The organism is Sphingomonas sp., assembly GCF_041661885.1.
Taxonomy (GTDB): Bacteria; Pseudomonadota; Alphaproteobacteria; order Sphingomonadales; family Sphingomonadaceae; genus Sphingomonas.
Window position 1 is genome coordinate 56,541 of the sequence record NZ_JBAZTL010000006.1, and the last position, 26,786, is coordinate 83,326.

21 protein-coding genes and 1 tRNA gene are annotated in these 26,786 nt (G+C 65.0%); 10 read left to right on the forward strand and 12 right to left on the reverse strand.

Annotated features, from left to right (window positions below):
• Positions 1-97 precede the first annotated feature (97 nt).
• Complete coding sequence (locus WC704_RS12455; RefSeq protein WP_372890343.1) at positions 98-673, reverse strand: RNA polymerase sigma factor; 576 nt, start codon at positions 671-673, stop codon at positions 98-100.
• 142 nt (positions 674-815) lie between these two features.
• Positions 816-3,797 (reverse strand): TonB-dependent receptor, encoded by a 2,982-nt coding sequence (locus WC704_RS12460; RefSeq protein ID WP_372890345.1) that lies wholly within the window; start codon positions 3,795-3,797, stop codon positions 816-818.
• 213 nt (positions 3,798-4,010) lie between these two features.
• Here WC704_RS12460 and WC704_RS12465 point away from each other — a divergent pair, with 213 nt between their 5' ends.
• Entirely contained in the window at positions 4,011-5,597 is a 1,587-nt protein-coding gene (locus WC704_RS12465) for an alkaline phosphatase (protein WP_372890347.1), read from the forward strand.
• 104 nt (positions 5,598-5,701) lie between these two features.
• Here WC704_RS12465 and WC704_RS12470 read toward each other — a convergent pair.
• Positions 5,702-5,776 (reverse strand) — tRNA-Gly (locus WC704_RS12470).
• A 200-nt stretch (positions 5,777-5,976) separates the two neighbouring features.
• Here WC704_RS12470 and WC704_RS12475 point away from each other — a divergent pair.
• Genes WC704_RS12475 through WC704_RS12485 form a run of 3 tightly spaced genes read left to right on the forward strand, consistent with a single transcriptional unit; the run spans position 5,977 to position 7,735 of the window.
• Positions 5,977-6,873, forward strand: coding sequence for a tetratricopeptide repeat protein (locus WC704_RS12475; RefSeq protein WP_372890747.1), 897 nt, complete (start codon positions 5,977-5,979; stop codon positions 6,871-6,873).
• Positions 6,870-7,508, forward strand: coding sequence for an LON peptidase substrate-binding domain-containing protein (locus WC704_RS12480; protein WP_372890349.1), 639 nt, complete (start codon positions 6,870-6,872; stop codon positions 7,506-7,508). Before WC704_RS12475 ends, WC704_RS12480 begins: the two co-directional genes overlap by 4 nt.
• Positions 7,505-7,735, forward strand: a complete 231-nt coding sequence (locus WC704_RS12485; RefSeq protein WP_372890351.1) for a hypothetical protein — start codon at positions 7,505-7,507, stop codon at positions 7,733-7,735. Before WC704_RS12480 ends, WC704_RS12485 begins: the two co-directional genes overlap by 4 nt.
• A gap of 80 nt (positions 7,736-7,815) precedes the next feature.
• Here the strand turns inward: WC704_RS12485 and hemN are convergent, their stop codons facing one another.
• The gene (gene hemN / locus WC704_RS12490; protein WP_372890749.1) at positions 7,816-9,153 is read right to left on the reverse strand and encodes an oxygen-independent coproporphyrinogen III oxidase; all 1,338 of its coding nucleotides are present in this window, start codon (positions 9,151-9,153) and stop codon (positions 7,816-7,818) included.
• Between hemN and WC704_RS12495 the strand changes: the two genes are divergently transcribed.
• Positions 9,152-9,382 carry a hypothetical protein gene (locus WC704_RS12495; RefSeq protein WP_372890353.1) on the forward strand — a complete coding sequence of 77 codons (231 nt, stop codon included), beginning with the start codon at positions 9,152-9,154 and terminating at the stop codon, positions 9,380-9,382. The two genes, hemN and WC704_RS12495, sit on opposite strands and share 2 nt — an antisense overlap.
• Positions 9,383-9,446: 64 nt before the next feature.
• Here the strand turns inward: WC704_RS12495 and cydX are convergent, their stop codons facing one another.
• Genes cydX through WC704_RS12510 form a run of 3 tightly spaced genes read right to left on the reverse strand, consistent with a single transcriptional unit; the run spans position 9,447 to position 12,300 of the window.
• On the reverse strand, positions 9,447-9,551 hold the full coding sequence (gene cydX, locus WC704_RS12500; protein ID WP_372890355.1) for a cytochrome bd-I oxidase subunit CydX: 105 nt from the start codon (positions 9,549-9,551) through the stop codon (positions 9,447-9,449).
• A gap of 17 nt (positions 9,552-9,568) precedes the next feature.
• Positions 9,569-10,717: a cytochrome d ubiquinol oxidase subunit II gene (gene cydB, locus WC704_RS12505; protein ID WP_372890357.1), complete on the reverse strand. Its 1,149-nt coding sequence runs from the start codon at positions 10,715-10,717 to the stop codon at positions 9,569-9,571.
• 11 nt (positions 10,718-10,728) lie between these two features.
• On the reverse strand, positions 10,729-12,300 hold the full coding sequence (locus tag WC704_RS12510) for a cytochrome ubiquinol oxidase subunit I (protein WP_372890358.1): 1,572 nt from the start codon (positions 12,298-12,300) through the stop codon (positions 10,729-10,731).
• A 137-nt stretch (positions 12,301-12,437) separates the two neighbouring features.
• On the opposite strand from WC704_RS12510, the gene cydD reads away from it, so the two are divergent.
• Genes cydD through WC704_RS12525 form a run of 3 tightly spaced genes read left to right on the forward strand, consistent with a single transcriptional unit; the run spans position 12,438 to position 16,689 of the window.
• Positions 12,438-14,102, forward strand: a complete 1,665-nt coding sequence (cydD, locus tag WC704_RS12515) for a thiol reductant ABC exporter subunit CydD (protein ID WP_372890361.1) — start codon at positions 12,438-12,440, stop codon at positions 14,100-14,102.
• Positions 14,099-15,715 (forward strand): amino acid ABC transporter ATP-binding/permease protein, encoded by a 1,617-nt coding sequence (locus tag WC704_RS12520; protein WP_372890363.1) that lies wholly within the window; start codon positions 14,099-14,101, stop codon positions 15,713-15,715. The genes cydD and WC704_RS12520 overlap by 4 nt, the downstream gene beginning before the upstream one ends.
• A gap of 41 nt (positions 15,716-15,756) precedes the next feature.
• The gene (locus WC704_RS12525; protein ID WP_372890365.1) at positions 15,757-16,689 is read left to right on the forward strand and encodes a formylglycine-generating enzyme family protein; all 933 of its coding nucleotides are present in this window, start codon (positions 15,757-15,759) and stop codon (positions 16,687-16,689) included.
• Here WC704_RS12525 and WC704_RS12530 read toward each other — a convergent pair.
• The gene (locus WC704_RS12530; protein ID WP_372890367.1) at positions 16,686-17,303 is read right to left on the reverse strand and encodes a TetR/AcrR family transcriptional regulator; all 618 of its coding nucleotides are present in this window, start codon (positions 17,301-17,303) and stop codon (positions 16,686-16,688) included. The two genes, WC704_RS12525 and WC704_RS12530, sit on opposite strands and share 4 nt — an antisense overlap.
• A 97-nt stretch (positions 17,304-17,400) precedes the next feature.
• On the opposite strand from WC704_RS12530, the gene WC704_RS12535 reads away from it, so the two are divergent.
• Together WC704_RS12535 and WC704_RS12540 are read left to right on the forward strand one after the other, a co-directional pair.
• Complete coding sequence (locus WC704_RS12535) at positions 17,401-18,516, forward strand: MBL fold metallo-hydrolase (protein ID WP_372890369.1); 1,116 nt, start codon at positions 17,401-17,403, stop codon at positions 18,514-18,516.
• Positions 18,513-20,300, forward strand: coding sequence for an arylsulfatase (locus WC704_RS12540; protein ID WP_372890371.1), 1,788 nt, complete (start codon positions 18,513-18,515; stop codon positions 20,298-20,300). Before WC704_RS12535 ends, WC704_RS12540 begins: the two co-directional genes overlap by 4 nt.
• Here the strand turns inward: WC704_RS12540 and WC704_RS12545 are convergent.
• The 4 genes from WC704_RS12545 to pheS all read right to left on the reverse strand — a co-directional run bounded on the left by WC704_RS12545 (position 20,297) and on the right by pheS (position 26,685).
• Positions 20,297-21,883, reverse strand: a complete 1,587-nt coding sequence (locus WC704_RS12545; RefSeq protein WP_372890373.1) for a peptide chain release factor 3 — start codon at positions 21,881-21,883, stop codon at positions 20,297-20,299. The genes WC704_RS12540 and WC704_RS12545 overlap by 4 nt on opposite strands.
• 239 nt (positions 21,884-22,122) lie before the next feature.
• Entirely contained in the window at positions 22,123-23,016 is an 894-nt protein-coding gene (locus WC704_RS12550) for an aldose 1-epimerase family protein (RefSeq protein ID WP_372890375.1), read from the reverse strand.
• A 154-nt stretch (positions 23,017-23,170) separates the two neighbouring features.
• Entirely contained in the window at positions 23,171-25,534 is a 2,364-nt protein-coding gene (pheT, locus tag WC704_RS12555) for a phenylalanine--tRNA ligase subunit beta (RefSeq protein WP_372890377.1), read from the reverse strand.
• Entirely contained in the window at positions 25,531-26,685 is a 1,155-nt protein-coding gene (pheS, locus tag WC704_RS12560; RefSeq protein ID WP_372890379.1) for a phenylalanine--tRNA ligase subunit alpha, read from the reverse strand. Before pheS ends, pheT begins: the two co-directional genes overlap by 4 nt.
• Positions 26,686-26,786 lie beyond the last annotated feature (101 nt).

The window sequence follows — 26,786 nt, forward strand, 5'->3', positions numbered from 1 at the left end:
TCGAATTCGGGTCTGTGCCCCCATTCTCCGATCCCTAGCGCAGCAAAAACCGCCATGCCATTGCCGGAAATGCACGAAAGATATCTTGAAGGGTTATTCAAGCCTTCAATCGGGCGCGATCGACCGCTTGCGCCTGATCGGAAGGCGGCGCGGTGCCGTCCGCCGCGTGCAGCGCGCGGGACAGCAGCAGCATACCGCGCGACAAATGCTTTTCGACCGTCGAAAGGCTGATCCCGAGCTTGAGCGCAATGTCGCGCGGCGCCATCCCCTCAAGCTTGCGCAACAAAATCACGCGTCGACAGGCCAATGGCAAGGCTTCGATCGCCGCCATCATCCGCCGCAATTCATCGCGCGCGGCGGCAATCGCGAAACTGTCGGGTGCGGGGTCGGGATGAGCGGCTTCCTCCAGCGCGGCGAACTGCCGCATCGGCACGATGCGCGCCCGGCGCATTCGCTGCAACGCGACATTGCGGACCATCCGGGTGGCATAGGCCGCCGGATTGAGAATATGGTCCCATGCTTTGAGCTGGAGAAGCTGCGCATAGGCTTCATGAACCAGGTCTCGCGCTTCGTCTTCCTCGATCGTCCAGCGCCGCGCGTGGCGCAACAGCTCCGCCTCATGCGGGAGGATGGATGAGGCGAACCATGCGTCGATCGGGCGGAGCCAGGACATTGCGCGACAAAAAGCCAGGTTGAGGTCGATGAGATACCCCTATGGAAGCAATGATACGGAACCATGACAGCGCGCCCGGTGACGCGCTGTTTTGGTATAAAAAGTTGCTTCCTTCGGCTCCGCTCTGCCCGGACGATGACCCTTATTTCTTGAAATTCGGCTTCAAAATAACGCCGAACCAAACCGTACGACCAACCGGATACCGTGTCTGTAACAGCTCCCGATTCTGCCCGAGGTGCGCCTCGAACGAGGTGTTCGTGGCATTCTGCACCTGACTTGTCACCTGTAGCCACGGCTTGATGTTGTAGCTTGCCTGCAAGTCGAGTTGGTCACGCGAATCGAGCCAAATGTCGCGCCAGCCAAATTGCGCATCGACCGATATCGGTGCCGCGCCGATCCGGTTGTACGCGGTGCGGAGCGTAAACGGGCCGTCGGTGTAAAAAACGGTAGCGTTGTAGATATGATTGGGCTGGTTGATCAGGGCGCCGATCCGGCGACGCGCGCCACCCGTGCCGACGAAATCGAAATGCCCATCAAGCCACGTCGCGTTGAGCGACACGCCGAGATTGGCGAGCGGACCGGGCAGGAAATCGAGCCGATCCTTGACGATTTGCAACTCCGCACCCTTTACCTGCGCCTTGGACGCGTTGACAGGCTGCACGATGGTCGCATTGTAGGTGGCACCGTCTGCGAAATAGACCGCCGGTGCCTGGGTCGTCAGGTTGAAGATCTCGTCATGAATGTCCTTGTAGAACAGCGCCGCGGAAATCAGCCCGCCGCGTCCAAGGTACAGTTCACCCGAAAGATCGTAATTCCAGGCGCGGCGCGGCCTCAAATCGGGATTGCCGCGATTGACCGTAAGCGGCCGAGCCACGTTGGACAGGTCCAGCGACTGGATCGTGGTTGCGCCATATTGGCCATAATCGGGCCGCCCGATCGTCTCGCTGATGCCAGCGCGCAGCTTGAATGCGCTCGATACATTCCACGAAGCGATCCCGGAGGGCAGCGCATAGGCATAGCTGCTGTTGCGCGAAGAGAGCGCGCTGGTGCCATTGACGTGGGTGACGACGCCGATCGCCGTGCTGTCATACCGCAGACCCGCCTGGATATTGACCGCGTCGCTCTGCCAGCGAACCTGACCATAGCCCGCAGTGATCGATTCGCGCAGTTCGAAGAAGGCATTGTTGCTATCCGCCACCCGAACGGAGGATTGACGAAACCACTCGGGATGGTTGACCAGAACCGCCTGCGCCTTTGCCGCGTCGATCAGGTAGAAATTGATCCCGGGAGCAGAAAGCGAGCGTAGCACCGTTGGCTGTGCATATTGATCGAGATTGCCGATCAGCGCCGCCGACGGCGCATCCTTGGCAAACCATTCGCGGTAGTTGAGCAGGCTCTCGACCCGCGTCAGCGTTTGGTTGACGCCGCCCTGAATGCCGAAGCCGCGATCGCTCGGATCGAAATTCCACGACACTTCCCCGCGAAGACCGCGCACGGTATTGTCGATGTTATAAACAAGATTGCGCCAGTAGCGCGGGCCATAATTGACCGGATTGGCTGCCGCCGCCGGATCATTCAAGGTGATAGTCGGCTGTCCGTCGGTGACTTGATAGGAATAGCCATAAGCGGGCAAGTTGGACGTGGCGACAGAGGTGGGTGTGGTAACTATCCCGGTGTTCCACTTATACAGCCACCGGTTCTCATTATAATGCGCCTGCGAATCCGAGACGCCTGCGGTCACCCGCAACGTGTCGGTAAGATCGTAATGTGCGTCGCCGTTGATGAGCCACGTCCGCCGCTTTTCCGGCTGCGTCGCCAGGCCGATCTGGAAATTGCCGGTGTTCAGCCTGCCGCTATTGGGCGTCGCCCCCGCCGCGTAGCTGGTCGAGGGAAGCGCGAGCGCCTCATAGCGGTCCTCGTCCGACAGTTCGTGATAATAGCCGCCGAAGACCGAAAGGCCGAAGCGATCGCTCGGGCGATATTCGAATTTGGCGTTGATGCTGTACCGCTCGCGCTTCTCGTCAAAGGCATAGTCCTGCACGCGCACCGGCACCGCGCGACCGGTTGAATTGGCGATGTCTCCGGTCGGTGCGCCAGCGGCGGTAACATATGTCCAGCCAGCCCCCGCCGTATCGCCCGGCAGACGCGCCAATGCCGAGGCGTGAAGCTGCTGATATTCCCCCGACACTACGAGCCCGAACTGCTTGTTGGCACCGAACAGCAGGGCACCCGTTGCATCCACGCGGATGTTGGCATGGTCATCGGGCACGACCTTGCCACTTTGCGAGGTCCAGCCACCGAGCGCCTGCGCCGCCAGCATAGTACCGGTATCGAACGCGCTTTTGGTAACAAGGTTTAGCTGGCCGCCCAGCGCATGGGGATCATATTGCGCGGTAACGGTTTTGACGGCCTGAATCTCCCCGACCAGCGACGCCGGAAGCAGGGCAAGCTGTGCGCCGCGATAACCGCTGTCGGCGCTGGCAATCTGCGCACCGTCGATGGTCACCAGATTGTACCGGCTGTCGAGGCCGCGGATCGTGACATATTGATAATTGTCGTGGCCCCGGCTCGGGTCGCGGTCCGAACTTACCGACAGGCCGGGAATGCGCCGCGCGGCTTCGACGACGTTGACGTCGGGAAGCTGGCTGACATCGTCCTGGCTTACCGAATCGATGATCTGCCCGCTCTTGCGCTTGGTCTCGATCGCGCGGCGCGCGGCAAGGCGAAAACCGGTAACGACAATGTCCTTGTCTTCCGCAGCAAGGTCGTCCGGTCGGACAGGTTGACTCGCTGCCTGCGCGGTGGAGGTGAGCAGGATGTGACCCGGATTGGCCTCGGCGATGGTCAGCGTGGTGCCCGCAACCAGCCGCCGCACCGCGACGAGTGGTGCCATGCGCCCGCGCAGCGGCGCGACCCGGTGGCCCGCAGCACTATCGAACGGAAAGGAAATTTGCATACCGGCCTGGCGACCCAGCTCGTTCAGCGCCGCCGGAAGATCGGATGCGGGAATATCGAAGGCCACGGCGCGCGACGCCGTTGCGGCCCGGTTCGCGGCGGACGCGGCCCCCGCCGGCACCAGCGCCGTGCCGGACAGAAGAAGGACGAAGGCTGAACAACGAAGCATGAACCGATCCCCTGGCTTGCGGCAAAGCGCCGCCTCGCCAGCCCGATGCTTCGACCCGCCAAAACCGCCATTGGCGATTTTCTTTCCCGGTGGATTTGCGGTTTTCGGCGCCCGGTGCATCGATGCCAATAAGCGGACGCTGTTCTCGTCCCGTCACCCATCACGACGATGCTTCCGCTGCCGCCGATCCTTCCATGATGCCGGAGCCAGACCTTGCCCCTGTTTGAACCCAATCGCCGCGCTTTGCTGAAGGCTTCGACGATCGTCGCACCGGCAATCCTGCTCATGCCGTCGCGCATTCTCGGCGCGAGCGGCGCGGACACGCTGTTCACGCTTGGCGTCGCGTCCGGGGACCCCTGGTCCGACGGCGTGGTGCTGTGGACCCGGCTCGCGCCCCATGCGCTCGAAGCCGATGGCGGAATGCCGCAGACGCGCATACCGGTTACTTGGCAAGTGGGTGAAGACGAACATTTCCGCCGGATCGTGCGGTCGGGCACGACAATGGCCGACCCCAACGCCGCGCATAGCGTCCATGTCGAAGTTTCGGGGCTGCGACCGGCGCACGGCTATTTCTACCGCTTCATCGCGGGCGGTGAAAGCAGTCCGGTCGGTCGTACCCGCACCGCCCCCGACGCCCGCGCCCCGGTCGACCACCTGCGCTTTTGCTTCGGCTCGTGTCAGAAGTACGAAGTCGGATATTATGCGGCGTGGCGCCATGTCGTCGCCGAAGATCCCGATTTGATCGTCTTCCTCGGCGATTATATTTACGAGGGCAACCCCGGCATTGGCGGGGTGCGCCGTCACCTCAACCCCGAACCCCGCGACGTGCCCGGATACCGCGTGCGCTACGCCACCTACAAGCTCGATCCGGTGCTGCAGGCTGCGCACGCTGCGGCACCCTGGATCTCCACCTGGGACGACCATGAGGTCGCCAACGACTACGCCGGCGCGCTTGACGAGAAGAATGGCGATCCGGCTGCCTTTTTGCGACGGCGGGCGGCGGCCTACCAGGTCTATTGGGAACATATGCCGCTGCGCGCGTCGGCGCACCCTCGCGGGCCCGCCGCCCGGCTGTACCGCACGCTGAACTGGGGGCGCCTTGCCCAATTTCAGGTGATCGACGATCGTCAATATCGCGGGCCCCGTGCTTGCCAGCCGCAAGAGTTGTTGCGCGACCACCGGCAATATCTCGTCGCGGTGGAGGATTGCGCAGACCGGCACGACCCCGCGCGCACGATGCTGGGTGGCCGCCAGGAAGCGTGGCTGCTCGACGCTCTCGGCAGCACCAGGGCAACATGGAACCTGCTTGCTCAACAGACGCTGATGGCGCCCTTCGCGCTGATCAATCCCGCCCATCCGGAGCGCGGGACGGTCCTCCATCCCGCTGATCGCTGGGAGGGATATACCGCGGCCAGGGATCGCATCTTTCGCCGCTGGGTCGACGCTAGAACCCCCAATCCCGTGGTATTGAGCGGCGACATCCACGCCTTTACCGCCGCTGACCTTCGGCACCCGGACCGGCGCGAAGGCGCGCCGATTGCTGCGGAGTTCGTCGGCGGGTCGATCACGTCGATTAATCATCACGCAACCTGGCGCGAAGAGGCCAAGGCCAATCCCGGCATTCGCTTTGCCGAAAACGAGGTGCGCGGCTATGCGCGCGTCGATTTGCGGGAGAAGCGTGCCGACATCGCGTTTCGCGGGTTGGCCGATGCCCGCGACCCGGCATCCGCCGTATCGACGATCGCCGGGTTCACAGTCGAGGCCGGGCGCCCGGGAATTACAAGCGCAACGTCCGCTTAAGCTGACCCCTTGGGGCATTGTGGTGCGGACGGCTTGCGCAACAGACCGCTGCACCACCGTCACTCGGACGATTTTGCGCAGTATTTCAACGAGGTGGAAAAGACTGGAGCGGGCGAAGGGATTCGAACCCTCGACCCCAACCTTGGCAAGGTTGTGCTCTACCCCTGAGCTACGCCCGCTCTGGCGTTACGGCCCGGTCAGTCGCTGACTGGGCAGGTAAGGCGGCGGGCTCTAACAGCGACCTGCACGCTCGGCAACCCCCTTATCGCAGCAAAATGCATTACCTGCCCCGATCATGCGAAAAGGGTTGGCTTCGCGGCCCGAGCAACCACATAAGGCCGGGCACACTGGATTGGAGCGACACTTGGCTACCCTGGGTATGAGCAGCGCCGAACGCGAAGCGGTGGAAAGCTTCCGCCGCGACGTCGTCGAACCGTCGATGACCAAATTGGTGATCATCGATTTCTGGGCGGAATGGTGCGGGCCGTGCAAGGCGCTGACGCCGCTGCTCGAAAAGGTTGCTGCCGCTTATGCCGACAAGGGTGTGGTGCTGGCCAAGATCGACACCGACAAGAATCAGTTCATCGCCGCGCAATTCCAGATCAAGTCGATCCCGACCGTCTATGCCATGTTCCAGGGGCAATTGGTCGCGGACCTGACGCCTGCGCGCAGCGAGACGCAGTTGCGCACGATGCTCGACCAGATCCTGAAGCAATTGCCGATCGAAAGCCCCGAGGCGAGCCTGGAAGCCGAACTCGAACCGTTGATCGCGATGGGCGAGCAAGTGCTGGTCGAAGGCGACACGGCGCGCGCGGTGAGCGTGTTCGCGCAGCTTGCCGAAATGGCCCCCGAACATCCCGCCGTCCTGTCGGGAATGGTGCGCGCGCTGGTTGCCGACAAGCAGACCGATGCCGCCGAAGCCGCAATCGCGGCGTTACCCGAAGAGATTGCCAAGCTGCCCGAGATCGAGCGTGCGCGCAGTGCGCTGGCGCTGGCGCGCGAGGCCAAGCCGGTCGATGATCTGGCGGGACTTGCCGCCGAAGTCGCCGCCAATCCGCAGGATTTCGACAAGCGCTTTGCCCTGGCCGGTGGCCAGATGGCGGCGGGTGACCGCGATGGTGCTGCGGCGACGCTGCTGGCGATGATCGCCGACGATCGCGGCTGGAACGAAGGCGCGGCGCGCGCGCAGTTGCTCAAGCTGTTCGAAGTCGTCGGACTCGAAGATCCGTGGGTGTCGGCGCAGCGACGCAAGCTGTCGGCGATCCTGTTCGGGTGACAACGACGCGGCTCTCGATCTTCCCGCTGGCAGGGGCGCTGCTCTTCCCGAGGATGCATTTGCCGCTGCATATTTTCGAGCCGCGCTATCGGGCGATGATTTCCGATGCGATGGCGCGCGACCGGCGAATCGGGATGGTGCAGCCGCGACCCAATCTTCCGGCTGGCTCCGGTGGCCGCGCCGACCGGCCTGCCTTGTTCGACATTGGCTGCATCGGCAAAATCGCCGAGTTCGAAGCAAGCGAGGACGGGCGCTACAACCTCATCCTCGAGGGGCTGTCCCTGTTCCGGATCGTACGCGAGCTGGATGTGGCCACCGCCTTCCGTCAGGTCGAAGCCGAACTGATCGCGGGGCCGGGCACGGCCGAAATGCTTTCGCTCTCCCGCCGGTCCGCACTGGAGAGCGAATCGCGCGCCTTTGCCGAGGCGCAGGGCTATGCGGTCGATTGGGATGCGGTGGCACGGCTCGACGATGAATCGCTGGTCAACGGTATCGCGCAGATCGCGCCGTTCGACGTGGCAGCAAAGCAAGCCTTGCTGGAAGCGGGCAATATCGAGAATCGTGCCGAACTGATTATCCAGCTCATGCAGTTTTTCGGGCGGCATGACGGCGAAAATTCGGTAACGCTGCAGTGAGCAAACGCCTCCGCCGTGAAGGTGCGGGGCGCAAGGGCGGCGCCACAATGATGGTGTGGATGTTCTTCGCCAATCTGTTCGAACCCCGCAAGGTCGCGGCGATGGAGCAGATCGACACACAGCGCCGCATCGGAACCGAGTCGCAGCGGGCGGTGGCAGCGGGGCGACCTGCGGATGCTCCGCTCCCACGCCCGACCGGGCATTCCACGCCGGAATCCGAACGATAGCGGCATAGCGCGTATCGGCATTGTTTCGACCGGACCCGGCGCAACCGATCCGGCGCGTCGTCCCCTGCGCGCCAGCCGCTTCACACCGCTTTGCTGAAGCGGCCCTGCCGCGCCTGGAGCGCGGTATCGAACACTGCGGCAATCAGCCGCGCATAGGGGCGGCCAATTGGCGTGACCGTGACCGTGCTTCCCCGCGTCGTGGCCAGGCCGCGTTCGGTAAGTTCGCCAAGCTGGTCGAGATCGGCGATCAGGGCGTGGCTGCTCTGGCCATGTTCGGCAGCAATCTCGGCAACATCGACGCGACCGGTACATAATAGCCGTTCGATCAGCGCGCCGCGCATCCGGTCCTCGGGCGTGCGGACAAGGCCGCGCGTCCCCATCAGCAGCCCATTGGCCGCGCCAACGCGGTAACTGCCGACATGCTTTTCATTCTGCAGGAACAAACCATCGAACTGGCTGATCGCCGATGCGCCCAACCCGATCAGGGTGGTCGCGCGATCGTCGGTGAAGCCCTGAAAGTTGCGGCGGAGTGTTCCCTCGCGCGCAGCACGCGCCAGCGAATCCTCCGGGCGCGCGAAATGATCGAAGCCGATCGCCTCGAAGCCAGCTTCCAGCAGCAGGTCGTGCGCCAGTGCACTTTGCCAGAAGCGTGCCTCGGCATCGGGCAGCAGCGATTCGTCGATCCGGCGCTGACGCGGCAGGAGTTGCGGCATGTGTGCATAGCCGAACATCGCCACCCGATCGGGCGCGAGCAGCAAGGCCGCGGAAATCGTCGCGGCGACATCGTCGAGCGTCTGGTCGGGCAGACCGTACATCAGATCGAGATTGAACCGCGCAATCCCGGCATCGCGCGCATCGGACATCGCTTGAGCGATCTGACGCCAGGGTTGCAGGCGACCGATCCTGGCCTGGACTTGCGGCGAAAAGGTCTGCGCGCCGATGCTGAGCCGCGTAACCCCGGCTGCTGCATAGCTCTCGGCGGTGCCCAGCGAAAAATGACGCGGGTCGATTTCGACGGCCCATTCTGCGTCATCGGCGATCATGAAATGCCGCCGCAACGTCTTGCTCAGCGCAAGAAAGGCGGCGGGTTGCATCGCATTCGGGCTGCCCCCACCGAAATGCACGGAGCCGACCGGGGCGCGAACCGCACCACCGACACGCGCGATTTCGCCCTCAAGCGCGGCAAGATAGCTGTCCATACGCTCGGGACGACCAAGCGCGCCGGTGTTGCAGCCACAATACCAGCAAATCTCATGGCAATAGGGAATGTGGAGATAGAGCGAGATGGGCGTGTCGACCGCGACTGCAGCCAACGCATCGGCGTGCGCATCGGGCAGGGGTTTGAACGCCGCCGCCGTCGGATAGCTGGTATAGCGCGGGACCGAGCGCTCCGCCAAATCGGGATGGTAGCGGTGCATGATGGTGGAAGCGTGCATTGGCGGCGGCTTTCGGGATTTGACGACGATCAAGGAAAACGATGCAGTCAAGCGCCAGACATCGCGCTTGGATCATCAGGATCGGGAGACGGCGATGCTTTCGGACACTTGGTTTCTGGGTCTCGTTGTCGGGGCGACGGCCTGTTTCATGGCGGTCATGCTCTTTGCCTCGGTCAGTGACCGTGATTCAGACCCACCCGGCGCTGAATAACCTCCCAACGTCGGCTTCGCCTGGGCCGCTGCGACAGAAACCTGCCGCAGCGGCCCTTTCTTTGTCAGGCGTCCTCATCATCGGACAGATGAAATTCGTGCCACAGGCCGTTGAGAATGCCGAAGCCGACAGCGAGGCCAAGGCCGAGAACCCAGGTGAAATACCACATCGCTCAAGATCCTTATGTTAATAGAAATCGTGGCTGGCGGCGATCTCGCGCTCGCTAACCCGACCGAACATCACGCGATAAGCCCAGGCGGTGTAGGCGAGAACCAGCGGCAGGAAGACCACGGTCACGATCACCATCAGGAACAGGGTCGACTGGCTGGAGGAGGCATTCCACACCGTCAGGCTCGAATGCGCGTCGATGCTCGATGGCAGGATGAAGGGGAACATCGACAGCCCGACCGTCGCAATGATCCCGGCGGCGGAAAGCGAAGATCCGGCAAAGGCGGCAGGTTCGATTTTCCGGCGAATGCCCACCAGCGCGAGCAGGGCACCGGCAAAACCGAGCAACGGCGCGACCAGCATCCACGGATGGACGGCGTAATTGGCGAGCCAAGCGCCGCTGGAGGCAACGGTGGTAGAGCGCAGCGGGTTGGACGGGCCGCTTGGATCAGCCACCGAGGCCAGTTCGAAACCCATTCCGCCACGCGCGACGAACAGCCCGCCGAGCGCGAACAACACCAGCGACGCGATTGCGGCGCCCGTACCGTATAGCCGCGCACGATCGTGAACGGCACCGCGTTCGACCTTCATTGCCAGCCAGGCGCTGCCATGCAGCACCAGCATCGCCACCGACAACAGCCCGCACAGCAGGGTGAACGGGGTGAACAAGCCGAGCAAGCCGCCTTCATAGGTGGCACGCATGTCGCTATCGATGCGGAACGGCGCACCCTGCAACACATTGCCAACCGCAACGCCGAACACGAGCGCCGGGACAAAACCACCGACGAACAGCGCCCAGTCCCAACCATTGCGCCAGGCGCGTCCGGGCCGTTTGGAACGGTATTTGAACCCGACCGGACGCAGAATCAGCGCGGCCAACACCAGGAACATGGCGAGATAGAAGCCCGAAAAGCTGATCGCATAAACATAGGGCCAGGCCGCAAAGATTGCCCCGCCCCCCAGGATGAACCACACTTGGTTGCCCTCCCAGGTTGGTGCGACGGTGTTGATCGTCATTCGACGCTCGCCATCGGTCCGCGCGACAAAGGGCAGCAGTGCAGCAACGCCCAAATCGAACCCGTCGGTCAGCGCGAAACCGATCAGCAACACACCCAGCAAAGCCCACCAGATGAGGCGCAGAATTTCATAATCGAACAGTAGATGCATGATCGTGCTCCTCAGGCAACGGCGGCCAGGGCAGGCTTGGCGGAAGGCGGCGGCGTCGTTTCAAGCGGGTCCTCGACCGGACCGTGCGCGATCGCCGCAAGGATCAGGCGCAGTTCGATCACCGCCAAGGTGCCGTACAATGCGGTGAAGCCGATGATCGTCGTCCACAACATCGCCGGGGTCAGCGTGGAATTGGCGAGGAAGGTTGGCAACACGCCCTCAATTGCCCAGGGCTGGCGACCAAGTTCGGCGGTTACCCAGCCCAGCTCGGCGGCGATCCAGGGCAGCGGGATCGACCACAAGGCGATTCGCTGGAACCAGCGTGCCTTCAGGTGCAGCCTGAGGCTCGCCAGAAGGAAGGCGGTGGCGAACAGCGCGATCATCAAAAACCCGATCAACGCCATGATGCGGAAGGTCCAGAACATCACCGGGACGCTCGGCACCACATCCCAGGCGGTTGCGGCGATCAGCGCCGGGCTGGCCTTGCCCGGATCGGCGATGTGCGCCTTGAGCAACAAGGCATAGCCAAGATCGTTGCGGTGCGTTTCGAACACCGCGCGCGCCGCGCGATCGGTTGGGTTGCGCTTGAGCACATCCAGCGCGCGATAGGCGATCACGCCCGATTCGATCCGCTCCTGTGCTTTCAGCACCAGCTCGGACATGCCGGTGACTTCCTTGTCGACGCTGCGCGTGGCGATTAGCCCGAGGACCCAAGGCACCTGCACCGCATAGCGTGTGGTGCGGGTGGCGGTGTCAGGCAGCCCGAAAACAGTAATGCCCGCCGGGGCCGGCTGCGTATGCCACTCGGCCTCGATCGCGGCGAGTTTCATTTTCTGGTTGTCGGTCAGCGCATAGCCGCTTTCGTCGCCGAGCACGACGACCGAGAGCGAGGAGGCTAGGCCAAAGGCGGCGGCGACGGTAAAAGAGCGCCGCGCAACCGCAGTCCATTTGCCGCGCAGCAGATACAAAGACGACACACCCAACACCACCAGCGAGGCAATGACATAGCCAGCACTAACGGTGTGGACGAACTTCGCCTGCGCGACCGGATTGAACAATACGGCGCCGAAATCGGTGACTTCCATCCGCATCGTATCGGGGTTGAAGGCCGAGCCGACCGGATTCTGCATCCAGCCATTGGCGATCAGAATCCACAAAGCCGACAGGTTGGTGCCGAGCGCGACCATGAACGTTACCGCCAGATGGCCCAATTTCGACAGACGATCCCAGCCGAAGAACATGAGGCCGACAAAGGTCGCTTCCAGGAAGAACGCCATCAACCCTTCGATCGCCAACGGCGCACCGAAAATATCCCCGACATAATGCGAGAAATACGACCAGTTGGTGCCGAATTCGAACTCCATCGTCAGGCCGGTGGCGACACCGAGGACGAAATTGATCCCGAAGATCTTGCCCCAGAACCGGGTGGTCTCACGCCAGATCGCGCGCCCGGTCATCACATAGATCGCCTCCATGATAACGAGCATGAAGCTCATGCCGAGCGTCAGCGGCACGAACAGAAAATGATACAGTGCGGTTAGCGCGAATTGCAGCCGCGACAGATCGACGACACCTATGTCCATGCGTGTATCTCCATCATCGTCGGTCGACGGCGCAGCCTCTCGGCACCGACGCAGCGCCTTCAACCCGAATGAGGTTTAGCAGAGTATTGGGATTAGTACGTATTCGAGGCAGCACCGCCGGGCGTATAGGCGGGGCTATGGCAGCAACCATCGCACAAGTCCGCCCTGGCGCGCGGCCCGCACGAACGAGCCGGGCGGAGACCGTTGCAACGGGCACCGCCGCGCGCGGATCGACCCTGCTTCTGCTGGGGGATGCGGTTGCCGTGATTCTGTTTGCCGCCGGAGTCTCAGGTGGCGTTGCCGCCATTGCGCGCGCCGCGCCGGTCTGGCCCTGGGCGTTGCTGATGGTACTGGCGGGGTTGGCGCGCGCGGCGTGCCTGTGGGGATCGCTCCGGCTGGGCAGCCGCGCGGCGGCGACCGCGAAATCGGCGCTCCGGCGGACCGCGGCACGATCGGCGCTGCGGCGCCCGGCGGGAAGTGGATCGGTAGGCGCACTACTTGGCGCGGTGGTGGATGAGGTCGAGGCGATCGACGGCTATATCGCACGCTTCCTGCCCGCGCGGCGGGCGGCGGTAATCGCGCCGGTGATCGTGCTGGGCGCGATCGCGCTTGCCAGTCCGGTCGCGGCGTTGATCCTGCTCGGCACGCTGGTGCCCTTCATCGCGGCGATGGTGCTGGCGGGCGGAGCAGCCGCCGATCAGTCACGGCGGCAATTCGATGCACTGGCGCGGCTGTCGGGCATGTTCGCCGACCGGGTGCGCGGTTTGCCGGTCATTCTTGCTTTCCACGGCGAAGCCCGCGAGACCGACCGGCTGGGCGCCGCCGCGCGGGAGGTCGCGACACGGACGATGCGGGTGCTGCGCGTCGCGTTCCTGTCCTCGGCGTCGCTGGAATTTTTCGCCGCGCTCTCGGTGGCGCTGGTCGCGGTCTATGCCGGCTTTGCGTTGCTCGGGCAGTTGCCATTTCCTACGTCCGAGCATCTCGATCTGTTGCGCGCCTTCTTCATACTGGCGCTAGCCCCGGAATTCTATGCGCCGATGCGTCGCCTCGCCGCTGCCTATCACGATCGACAGGCGGCCGAGACCGCCCGTGCGCGGCTCGCCGCGCTCGATGCGGCGGCGATGCCGCCTGCCCCCGACGCGTTGACGGTTGCGGCGGCACCCGCGATCCTGTTCGACCACGTCACCATCCGTTACCCGGGCGAGGAGCGCGATGCGGTCAGGGACGTGTCGATCGATATCCGTCCAGGCGAAATCGTCGCGCTGGTCGGGCCATCAGGCAGTGGCAAGAGCAGTCTGCTGCACCTGTTGCTCGGGCTGGTTCCGGCGCACGGCGGCGAGGTTACGGTCGATGGGAGGCCGCTTTCGGAGATTGGCAGTGTCGCACCGTTCGCGGCGTGGGCGGGGCAGGCCCCCGTCATGCTCGCGGGGACGATCGCCGATAATATCCGACTGGGACGCGCCGATGCGTCCCCCATCGAGGTGGCAACTGTCGCGGCGGCGGTCGGTCTGGGTGATGCGCTGGCACGTCGGGTCGGCGGGATCGAGGAACGGCTCGATCATCGCGGTGGTGGCTTGTCGGGGGGTGAGCGTCGCCGCATCGGGCTGGCGCGCGCGGTGTTGAAGGATGCCCCGCTGCTGCTGCTCGACGAACCAACCGCGCATCTCGACCATGCCGCCGAGGCTGCACTGATCGCGGTGATTGCGCGCGCCTGTGTCGGGCGCAGCGTTATCATTGCCACGCACAGCACCGCGCTCGCCGCAATTGCCGATCGCATCGTCAATCTGGGCGGAACGGCGTGAGCGGCGCGCTCGAACGGCTGCTGGCCGATCGTCCGGGCACCGAACGTCGGCAGGCGCGTCACGCGGCGCTGTTTGCGGCGCTGGTGACGATCGCCTCAGTGGCCTTGCTGGCACTGTCGGGCTGGTTCCTTACAGCCGCCGCGCTTGCCGCCTCTGCGGGAACGGCGCTGGCGTTCAACTATATGCTGCCGAGCGCCGCGATCCGGCTGTTCGCGATCGTCCGGACCGGTGCGCGCTATGGTGAGCGACTTGCCAGCCACGATGCAGCGCTGTCCGCGACTGCGCGGGTGCGCCCGGCGCTGTTTGCGGCGCTGGCGGCCACGCCGGTCGCGCGCGCGCTGAGCTTGTCGACCGGGGAAGCGTCGACGCGACTGGTGCAGGATGCGAGTGCGGTCGAAACGGCGCTGGTGCTGCGATCGGGCATGGTCGGCGGAGCTGCGGCGATCCTGTCGGGGGCGGCGTTGATCGCGCTCGCGGGGCCGCTGCCAGTTCTTGCGGTCATGATGGTCGCCGCGCTGTTGGTCGCCGGGACCTGGACCTTGTCGCGCCAGCTCGCGGCGAGCGGACGCGCGGTGCTGCGCGAGGCGGAACGACTGAAGGGCCAGACCGCAGCTTTGGTGGAGGGTGCAGCCGATCTGCGCTGTTATGCGTTGGAAGATTGGGCAGTGGCGCGCATTGCCGACGGCGGTGCCGCACTCGCCGCCGCACAGCAGCGCGACAATGACGTGCGCGCGCGCATCGATGCAGCTTCGCCGCTTGCAATCGCGGTCGGCTCCGCGCTAGCGTTGCTCCTGGCAGCACCACAGGGGGCGGCGATCGCCGCTTTGGCGGCGCTGGCGGCGGCGATGGCGCTTGACGGATTGGCTCCCGTCATCCGGCAGGCAATGCAAGCGAGCGCGGCACGCGCGGCCTATATCCGGCTTGACGGGCTGCTCGATACGGTGGCGCAGACGCCGGGCGCGACAATCACGCTCAATCCGAACCTGGTGCTGCGCGGTCAGGACATTGCGCCGCCCGCGCGAATTGCGCTGCGGGGGGTGTCGGGCAGTGGCAAGACCAGCCTGGTCGAGCGCCTGGTCGGGCTGCGCGCGCCAATCGCGGGCGAAGTGTTACTGGGCGGGGTCGATATCGCGGTGCTGTCCGCCGCCACGTTGCGCGCGTCTTTTGCGTGGTTGCCCCAGGATGCGGCGCTGTTGGCGGGGACGGTGCGCGACACGTTGTTGCTGGCGCAGGCCGATGCCCCCGAAGCCGCCTTGTGGGAGGCGCTGGAGGATGCCGCGTTGGCGGAGCGCGTGCGCGCCATGCCACATGGGCTCGACAGTTGGATCGGCGACAATGGTGCCAGCCTGTCGGGCGGGGAACGGCGGCGGCTGGCGCTGGCGCGGGCCTATTTGAAGCCTGCGCCGTGGCTGCTGCTCGACGAGCCGACCGAGGGCCTCGATGCCGTTACCGCGCAAGCCGTCGTCGCGCGGCTGGAGGATCGGTTGCAGCGGCGCGGACAGGGGTTGCTGATCGTAAGCCATGCGCCGCTCGCGCTGACGCTGGATGGCGAAATCACGCCCGCGTCGTGGCGTGCGGCACCGGACCATCACGACGTGCTGTTCGTCGGTTGAAATCTCGCTAGGGTATCGGTCGCGAGAGGATCGATGACCCGATGATAATACGGTGCCTGGCTGCTTTGGTGCTGCTCGCGGTGAGCGGCTGCTCGCAGACTTCGACCGACACACCTGCTTTGCACGCCTGCGCGACGCTCGCGCCGGGAGCGATGCGCTGGATTCCGGCTGGCACGTTCCTCCAGGGGGAAGATCCGCATTATCCCGAGGAGGGGCCGCCGCGCACCGTCACCGTGCCCGGCTTCTGGATCGATACGCATGAACTGACCAATGCCGAATTTGCCGCTTTCGTAAAAGCGACCGGCTATCGCACGATGGCGGAGCGGATGCCGCCGGTTCTGCCCGGCGCGCCACCCGAAATGCGGGTGCCGGGGTCAGCGGTGTTCGCGGTCCCGTCCGGCGATGATCCGCGCTGGTGGCGGTGGGTGGTGGGGGCGACGTGGCAACATCCGGCAGGCCCGAACGAAACGATCGTCGGCAAGGACACCACCCCCGTCGTCCAGATCGCATATGAAGATGCCGAGGCTTATGCGCGCTGGGCAGGCAAGGCGCTGCCGACCGAGGCGCAATGGGAATATGCCGCGCGGGGCGGCCAACCCGCCCTGCCCGAACCGATCGATGCCCACGGCACGCCGACCGCCAATTACTATCAGGGGGTATTCCCGACGCGCGATCTCGGCATTGATGGGTATCGCGGTCGCGCGCCGGTCGGGTGTTTCTCCGCCAATGGCTATGGCCTGTACGATATGATCGGCAACGTATGGGAATGGACCAGCGGCGTTGCCGGCGCGGAGGGCGATCGGCGGGTCATCAAGGGCGGGTCCTATCTGTGTGCCGCCAATTATTGCGCGCGCTATCGGCCCGCCGCACGGCAATTTCAGGAACTGGGGCTCGGCACCGATCATATCGGGGTGCGGCTGGTCGATAATCACCGCCCGCCACCGCCCCAATCGTCGCGGCAACAGCCCGGCTAGTCGGGGATCTGCGCGAGCACGGCTTCGACCAGCCGCACCACCACCGCGCGGGCATCGACGATACTCAATTCCTGGTCGTGCCGCAGCAGCCGCCACGTCTGGAAGCTCAGCGGTACGTTGATCGCATCGACCAGCGGGATGTCGGCGCGCACATGCGCAGGCAGGATCGCTTCGAGCGAGGTCCGCTCCAGCCGCAGCATCCGACGGTAATCCTGCATCAAAAATTCGGATTGGAACCGTTTGATATTGGCGGAGATGCGGAAGGGCAGAATCGTCTCGAACACCAGCACGCGTCGCTCGATGATTTCGAGGAGCCGTTCACGCCAAGTCGTCCCTGTCAACGGCTTGAGCGTCATCGGCAACACTTGTGCTTCTATGGCTTGCGACATTTCGCGGTACAGCGCGTCCATATCGTCAAAATGCCGAAAGACCGAGCGCAAGCCGACCCCGGCGGTTTCGGCGACGCGCGCGGCGCTCGGCGCGATATCGCCCTTCCCGACCAGATCGAGCATTGCCGCGACGATTTTGGCGCGGCTCGTTTCGCTACGCGCCCGACGACCGTCGGTTTGCGAGGCGTCCGTTCGCACGGCAACCGAACCCAGGCTTGTCTTCATATCCACCCACCGCGCTTATCCTCGTGATCCGTTCCGGTCCATCATCTCATTAATATGGCATTGATTGTGCCATAATTGTGGAGCATTCTCGACTGGAATGAAATACCCCTCTGCAAAGAAGGTTGGCGGGATGCGCGGACACTGGAAATGGCTATCGGCCATCGTCCTGATCGGGTTGGCCGCGACGTTTTTGGTTCATGCTTTCCAGGCCCGCATCGCGACCGCCATCCTGGCGCATATGGTCGAGGCGCGCATCGGGCACGATTCCACCGCTGCCCTGCCCGATGGCCTGCACGTCGCCTTGTGCGGCACCGGCTCGCCTTTGCCCGATCCGACGCGGGCGGGGCCCTGTTCGGTAGTGATTGCGGGCAAGCACATGTTTGTCGTCGATATCGGGGAGGGTGGCGCGCGCAAGATCATGGCGATGGGCCTTCCGATCGGACGGGTGGAGGGGCTGTTGCTGACCCATTTCCATTCCGACCATGTCGACGGCATCGGCCCGTTGATGTTGCAACGCTGGATCGGACGTGCGGCGACAGCGCCTTTGCCTGTGCATGGCCCCCCTGGGGTCGAGGCGGTGGTGGCCGGGTTCGACGCGGCTTATGCTACCGATGCCGGATATCGCACGGCGCATCACGGTGTCAGGATTGCACCGCCGGGGGGCGCTGGCGGCGTGGCGATGCCCTTTGCGCTTCCGCAGCCGAACGCGCCGGTTGTGGTGCTGGCGCGCGATGGGGTGCGGATCATTGCCTTCCGGGTCGATCACGGTCCGGTGCGTCCGGCGGTTGGCTACCGCTTCGACTATAAGGGCCGTTCGGTTGTGTTCAGCGGCGACACCAAGCCAAGCGCGTCGCTGGCGGCGGCGGCAAAGGGCGCCGACTTGCTGGTGCATGAGGCGTTGCAACCCCGCCTGGTCGGGCTGCTCACCACCACGCTCGATCGCCACGGTCAGCCCAACACCGCGCAAATTACACGCGACATCCTGAATTACCACTCCACCCCGGAACAGGCCGCCGACATGGCCAAGGCGGCAGGGGTGAAGCAATTGCTCCTCAATCATATCGTGCCGCCAATCCCGTTGCGCTTCGCCTATCCCGCGTTTCTGGGAGACGCCGCGCAGCATTTCGCGGGGCCGATTATAGTGGGCGAGGACGGGATGCTGTTCAGCCTGCCGGCGGGCGCAACGACGATCATGCAAAGCAGGCTGCAGTGAACCCGGTGACGCGCAAAAGCTTCGCCGCCGCCGTTGCGGGAATATTGCTGTCCGCCGAAAGTCCGCCCCCCGCCCCGCGCCCCAACATCGTCCTGCTGGTGGCGGACGATTGGGGGTATTCGGACATTGGCAGCTTCGGCAGTGAAATCCACACGCCCAATATCGATGCACTCGCCGCGCAGGGCGTGCGTTTCGCCAATTTCCATGTCGCGGGATCATGCGCCCCGACCCGCGCAATGTTGCAGACCGGGGTTAGCAATCACCGCGCCGGGCTCGGCAATATGCCGGAGACGATCCCGCCCGAGCATGTCGGCAAGCCGGGTTACGACACCGTGCTCACCCACAATGTCGTGACGCTGGCGGAAGTGCTGCATCAGGCGGGCTATCGTACTTATCTCACCGGCAAGTGGCATTTGGGCAAGGCCAGTGACGGTTTGCCGACCGCGCGCGGCTACGATCATGCCTTCTCGCTGGCGGATGCCGGGGCCGACAATTTCGAACAGAAACCGATCGCCGGATTGTATGACAAGGCCGACTGGACCGACGACGGCAAGCCCGCCACCCTGCCCCAGCCTTTTTATTCCTCGACCTTCATCGTCGATACGATGCTGCGCTACATCGATGCCGGGCGCGGATCGGGCAAGCCGTTTTTCGCCTCGGTCAATTTTCTGGCCAACCACATCCCGGTGCAGGCGCCCGACGCCTATATCGCACGGTATGCCCATGCCTATGACGGCGGCTGGAGCGCGCTGCGTATGGCGCGCCAGGCGCGGGCAATCGCGCTGGGGCTGGTGCCGGCGAACACGCGCGCGGCAGTGATGCGCTCGACCGCCGACTGGAACCGACTGTCGCCCGATCAACGCCGGGCGGCGGCACGCGCGATGGCGGCTTATGGCGGGATGGCAGAAGCCGCCGATCACGAGATCGGTCGCCTGATCGATCATCTGAAGGCGACAGGGGCCTATGACAATACGATCTTCGTGTTCCTGTCCGACAACGGCCCCGAGCCGACCGAGCCGCGCGGGCGCCTCATCAATCGTTTGTTGCTGGGGCTTTATTATGATTTCGCGGCGGAACGGCAGGGCCAGCGCGGCACGCTGACCGCGATTGGCCCGAGCTGGGCGAGCGCAGCGGCGTCCCCCCTGGCGGGCTACAAATTTTCGGCTGGCGAAGGCGGTTTGCGCGTACCGCTGATCGTAAGCTGGCCCGGCAATCCGGCGATGCGTAACGGTACGATCGTTGGCGGCTTCACCCATGTCACCGATATCGCACCGACGCTGCTCGCGCTCGCTGGAGTGCCCGCGCAGACCGGACGCTTTGCGGGCCGCGCGGTGGAACCGATGGCGGGGTTCAGCCTGGCCGACATGCTGTTGGGCAAACGCACTACGGTACATGGCGACCAGCCGCTCGGGTACGAACTGTCGGGCAATGCCGCGCTGTTCCGGGGCGACTATAAGCTGGTCAAAAACCTGCCGCCGATTGGCGATGGGCGGTGGCAGTTGTTCGATATCGCCCATGACCCCGGCGAAACGCGCGATGTGTCGATGAGCGATCCGGCCCGCTTCATCGCCATGCAGCGCGACTATGCCGCCTTTGCCCGGCGCGACCGGGTATTGCCGATGCCCGAAGGCTATACCGCCGACCAGCAAATCAGCGACAATGCGCTTCATCATCAATGGCTGCCCAAGCTTATTCCGATCGCGCTTGGGCTGGCGCTCCTGGTGTTCCTGGGCGGCGGCGTGCTTTGGCGTTACCGTCGCCACCGCGCGACCAAGACACGCTAACGCTCGCGCGTCGCGGCAAAGGTCACCTTGGGATAGCGATCAGCGACATAACCGACATCCCATGCGGTCTTGGCGAGATATACGGGATTGCCGTCGCGATCCTTGGCCATCGATGTGCGGTTCAAGTCCATGAACGCCTTGAGGTCCGCCGGATCAGCCGCCGACACCCAGCGCGCGGTATCATAAGGGGCCATTTCGAGCCCGGCATCGACCTTATATTCGGCCTCGAGCCGCGAGAGCAGCACTTCGAGCTGGAGCTGCCCGACCACGCCAATGATCCAGTTCGAGCCGATTTCGGGATAGAAGACCTGCGTCACGCCTTCCTCGGCCATGTCGTCGAGCGCCTTGCGCAACTGCTTGGTCTTGGTCGGGTCTTTCAGCGCGACGCGGCGCAGGATTTCCGGCGCGAAATTGGGGAGCCCGGTAAAGCGCACATCGGCACGTTCGGACAGCGTATCCCCCACCCGCAGCGTGCCGTGGTTGGGGATGCCGATGATGTCGCCCGGAAAGGCCTCATCGGCCAGTTCGCGTTCGCGCGCGAAGAACAGGATCGGCGAATGAATCGCAATCGGCTTGCCGTGGCCAGTCGGCGTCAGCTTCATGCCGCGCTTGAAGGTGCCCGAACACAGCCGCATGAAGGCGATGCGGTCGCGGTGGTTGGGGTCCATATTGGCCTGGACCTTGAACACGAAGCCGGTGACGTCGGCGCGCTCAGGCAGCACTTGGGCGGGCTCGGCGGGTTGCGGGCGTGGGCCGGGCGCATGGCGACCGAGCGCGTCGATCAGTTCGGCGACGCCAAAGTCCTTCAATGCCGAGCCGAAATAGACCGGGGTCTGGTCGCCCGCGCGATACGCCTCGACATCGAAGGCACCATAGCCGCCAAGCGCGAGTTCGGCTTCGTCGCGCAGCGTCGCGAGGCCAGGCGCACTCAGCACGCCTTCCAGCGCGGGATCGTCGAGCCCGGTGAACCGGCGCGCCTTGCCCATGAATTCGCGGCTCGGCCCCTCGGGCTGGCTCAGCGCATTGGCGTGGAAATCATAAATGCCTTCAAAATCGCTGCCCATGCCGACCGGCCAGCTCATCGGCGTGACGTCGAGCTGGAGCATCTCGGCGACTTCATCGAGCAATTCGAACGGCGGGCGCCCCTCACGATCGACCTTGTTGACGAAGGTGATGATCGGCACCGAGCGCAAGCGGCAGACCTCGAACAATTTGCGCGTCTGCGCCTCGATACCGCGCGCGGCGTCGATCACCATCACCGCAGAATCGACCGCGGTCAGCGTGCGATAGGTGTCCTCCGAGAAATCCTCGTGGCCCGGCGTATCGAGCAGGTTGAAGGTGAGGCCGCCCATGCCCTCGATTTCGCGCTCGAAGGTCATCACCGAGGAGGTGACCGAAATGCCGCGCTGCTGCTCGATCTTCATCCAGTCCGAGCGCGCGCGCCGGTTTTGCCCACGCGCCTTGACCTCGCCCGCCAAATGGATCGCACCGCCGAACAGCAACAGCTTTTCGGTCAGCGTGGTCTTGCCCGCGTCGGGGTGGGAAATGATCGCGAAGGTGCGGCGGTCGGAGGTGTGATTCATCAAAGGGTCTGCTCAAACGAAAGGGCGAGTCGCGGGCCGGAAGTCCACAAAGTCCACACTACGTCCCCGCTCTTTTGCCCCCGCGCCAAAGATCGGCATGGCAGCGAGACATAAGAGGAAGACGCACGGGTCACCGCGCGCTCTTGGCAGAAGTCCCGCGTGTAGGACAGCCCCCGGCGGCGCGGCACAGCCCGTGCGCCCCGCTCCGCCAGCCCACGGTGCGTTACAGGCTGCGGCCTTCAGTCGTCCCTGGACACTGGCTCCAGCGTGATCGCCATTGCGATGTGCTTGGTTTCGCCCGGCGCAAGCATGAAGATACCCGGCTTTTCGGTCATGTCGCCCGAAAAGCCGACCGGATCGGCGATGCCGTGCCACGGTTCGATACAGACGAACGCGGCACCGGGCTTGGTCCAGATGCCGAGCATCGGCGTGTCGGGGAAATCGACGCGGAGCTGGGGGCCGGTCAATGCGCCGTAACGGACGCTTTGCGAATGGACCCGATCCCAGATCAGCGCGTCCTGGGTGAACAGCGCATCGTCGAGAGCGAGCGTGCGTCCCTCGAGCGGGGAGGGACGACGGCCGCTGGAAATCGCGCTACCGACGAGTTCGCGCAAAGGGTCGGGCTCATCCTCGGCGAAGACGATGCGGTGGTCGGCGCGCGGCAGGCCGTAAGGGAGCGGCCAGGCAAAGGCCGGGTGGAAGCCGAAGCTGGCGGGCACTGGCTTGCCATCGCGGTTTTCGATCGCCACCGCGATGTCGAGCGTCGCGTTGGTGATCGTGTAGGTGACGCGGAGTGCGAAGGCGAAGGGATAGACCGCACGGGTCTCGGCGCCGTCTTCAAGCAGGAACACCGCGCGCGTATCGGTCTGTTCGGCGAGGGTGAACAGGCTGTGGCGGGCGAAGCCGTGCTGCTTCATCGGATAGTCCGCACCATCGACGCGCAGCACGTCGCCGTTGAGGCGCCCGACGATTGGGAAGAGCAAGGGGGCGTGGCCGGTCCAGAAAGCGGCGTCGGCGTCGGTCATCAGCTCGCGCCCGCCCGCATCGCGCAAGTGGGTGAGTTCCGCACCGAACGGGTTGATCGCGGCGGAGAGCTGCGCAGTGGCGATGGTGATCAGATCGGGTTGAGTCATAGCGTCGATCCTCAAACAAAAACCACGACCACCCCGGCTGAGGCCGGGGCCCAGTAGCGCGCGGGGGTTTGGCGCGCGGCTGCGCCTCTTCACCTCGACCTGTCCTGCTGGGCCCCGGCCTTCGCCGGGGTAGGTGCGGGACGACGAATGGGACTTACCCCCGCAAGCTCGCGCCCAGCTTCGCCGCCGCCGCGACGACCTTGTCCGCCACCGCCTTCAGCTCCGCCTCGGTGAAGCTCTTTTCGCCCGGCTGGAGCGTGACTTCGACCGCGATACTCTTATGCCCCGGCTCGACGCCGGTGCCGGTGAACACGTCGAACACGCGCGCAGCCACGATCGCCGCTTTGTCGGCGCCGCGCGCGGCGCGCACCAGCGCATCGCCCGACACGCTGTCGGGCACGAGAAAGGCGAAGTCGCGCCGCACCGCCTGCAACGCCGGTGGCGCATAGGCCGCGCGCGCGAAGCTCGATGCGCGCTTGGGCGGAATCGCATCGAGATACAGCTCGACCGCCGCAACCGGACCATCGACGTCGAACGCGCGCGTCGTCAGCGGGTGGACGATACCGAACGCCGCGAGCACGGTCTTCGGCCCCAGCCGCAGCGTGCCCGACTGGCCCGGATGCCAGGCATCGCCCGCGTCGCCCATGACTTGCAGATTGTCGACCGGTGCGCCTGCCGCTGCCAGCAGCGCCAGCGCTTCGGCCTTGGCATCGAAGGCGGTGAACAGGCTCGCTTTGCCGTTCTGCCAGCCGCGCGGCCGCGCTTCGCCCGCGAGCACCACGCCCAGCGTCGAGCGTTCGCCGTCGCTGAGATAGCGCCGCCCAAGCTCGAACAAGCGCACGCCGCCTGCGCCACGCTTCAAATTGCGTTCCGCCGCCGACAGCAAGCCGGGGAGAAGCGACGGGCGCATCACCTTCAGCTCCTCGCTGATCGGGTTGGCGAGCGTCCAGATGCCGCCGCCGATCGCCTCGGCCTGGGCTTCGGACAGGAAGCTCCAGGTGATCGTCTCGTTGAGGCCGCGTGCTGCGGCGGCGCGGCGGACGCGGCTCTCCAGCTTTTGCGCAGGCGTCGCGGTCGGCTTGGCGACACCTGCCGCGCGCGGCAGCGGCGTTGCCGGCACCGAATCGATGCCGACGATGCGGATCACTTCCTCGACCAGATCGGCCGGGCCATCGACATCGCGGCGCGCGGGCGGCGGCAGGACGGTCCAGTCGGCTTCCACCGTGAAGCCGAGCGCGGTCAGGATCTCGCGCTGACGCTCGGGCGCAACCGCCAGACCGCCGAGCGTTTCCGCGCGGGTGGGGTCATAAGCGATGCGCTTGCGCGTGGTCGGCGGGGTGCCGGCATGGGTCGGCAGGCTGGCCGTGCCGCCGCACAGATCGAGCACCAGCCGCGTCGCGATGGCGAGGCCCTGTTCGAGGAACGCCGGATCGACGCCGCGCTCGAAGCGCGAGCGCGCGTCCGAGGTGAGCATCAGCGCCTGGCCGGTGCGGGCAATGCCGTCGGGATCGAAATAGGCGCATTCGATCACGACATCATTGGTCTCGGGCGTCACGCCCGAATCCTCGCCGCCCATGATGCCGCCAATGTCGTGAACATGCGCAGCGTCGGCGATGACGGTCATCGTCTCGGCCAGCGTATAGGTCTTGCCGTTGAGCGCGAGGACTTGCTCGCCCGCCGCCGCCTTGCGCGCGACGAGCCCGCCCGACAGCTTGGCGCGATCATAGACGTGCAAGGGGCGGCCGAGATCGAACATCACGTAATTGGTGATGTCGACCAGCGTCGAAATCGACCGCTGGCCGATCGCGGTCAGGCGGCGACGCATCCATTCCGGCGCGGTGCCGTTGGTGAGGCCGGTGACGCCCTGCGCGTAGAAAGCGGGGCAGCCTTCGGCATCGTCGGTGCGCACATCGGGGCCTGCGCCTGTGCCTTCGACCGGCGCATAAGCGAGCGGCTTGGCGGTGCCGAGCCCGGCGGCGACCAGATCGAGCGCGATGCCGCGCACGCCCATGCAATCGGGGCGATTGGGGAGGACGTTGATCTCGATCACCGGGTCGTTCAGCCCAGCATAATCGGGATAGGCCATGCCGATCGGCGCATCGGCGGGCAGCTCGATGATGCCGTCATGATCGTCGCCCAGTTCCAGCTCGCGCGTGGAACACATCATGCCGTTCGATTCGACCCCGCGAATCGCGGTGACCTTGAGCACCATGCCGTTGGACGGCACCGTTGCGCCGGGTGCGCCGAACACGCCGACCAAGCCTGCGCGCGCATTGGGCGCGCCGCACACGACCTGCAGCGGACCGTCCCCGGCATCGACGCTCAGCACTTGCAGCTTGTCCGCCTGCGGGTGCGGCGCGGCGCTCAACACCTTGGCCACGCGGAACGCGGCGAGCTTGCCACCGGGGTTCTCGACACCTTCGACCTCAAGGCCGATGCGCGTCAGCGTCTCGACGACGGTTTCGAGCGAGGCGTCGGTGTCGATATGCTGCTTCAGCCAATCGAGGGTGACCTTCATGCGCCGACTCCCTGGCTCAGCGTGGGCACATCGAGTGCCGAGAATCCGTAATGCTTCAACCAGCGCGCATCGCCTTCGAAGAAGGGGCGCAAATCGTCCATGCCGTATTTGAGCATGGCGAGGCGATCGACCCCGACGCCGAAGGCAAAGCCCTGCCATTCGTTGGGATCGAGACCGCACGCGGCGATCACCTTGGGGTGGACCATGCCGCTGCCGAGCAACTCCATCCAGCCCTCCGACCCGCCGAGCACGCGGCGGCCCTTTTCCATCGTCCAGCCGACATCGACTTCGGCTGAGGGCTCGGTGAAGGGGAAATAGCTCGGGCGCAGGCGCAGCACGATGTCGTCCCGCTCGAAGAACGCCTTGAGGAAGGTCTCCAGCGTCCATTTGAGATGGCCGAGCGTGATGTCCTTGTCGATCACCAGCCCTTCGATCTGATGGAACATCGGCGTGTGCGTCGCGTCCCAGTCCGAACGATAGACGCGGCCCGGCGCGATGATGCGGATCGGCGGCTCCTGGCCCATCATCGTGCGGATCTGCACCGGCGAGGTGTGCGTCCGGAGCACAAAGCGGCTACGTCCGCTTTGATCTTGCTCCGGGCCGACCGGCGGCGAGCTAAGCTCGCCGTCCGACGACGGGCTTTGCCCGTCGCGGGCCGTGCTCGTTGCCTCGCAGTAAAAGGTGTCGTGCATCGCGCGCGCGGGATGGCTCTCGGGCATGTTGAGCGCGGTGAAATTGTGCCACTGATCCTCGATCTCGGGGCCCGTCGCGACCGCGAAGCCCAAGTCGGCGAAGATCTCCGCCATCTCGTCGAGCACCTGGCTGACCGGATGCACCGACCCCTGCGGCGCGGCCTCGGCAGGGAGCGTCATGTCGAGCGTTTCGCGCGCGAGCCGTGCATCGAGGTCTGCGCGGTCGAGTGCGGCCTTGCGCGCGGCGATGGCGGTGGTCACCGCCTCACGCACGCCCTGGATACGCGGGCCCTGCACCAGCCGCTCGTCGGGCGACATGCCGCCCAGCGTCTTGAGCAAGGCGGTGAGTTCGCCCTGCTTGCCGAGCGCCTGAACGCGAACGCCGTCCAGCGCCTCCAGAGTGTCCGCCGCCGCGATCGCGGCGAGCAGGTCCGTCTTCATAGGGTCGAGGTCGGTCATCGCTTGTCCGTTCGTGCTGAGCCTGTCGAAGCACCGGTCTTCGTCAGGGTGGCGTTAGAAGAAACAACAGGGCTTCGACAAGCGCAGCCCGAATGGGGAAC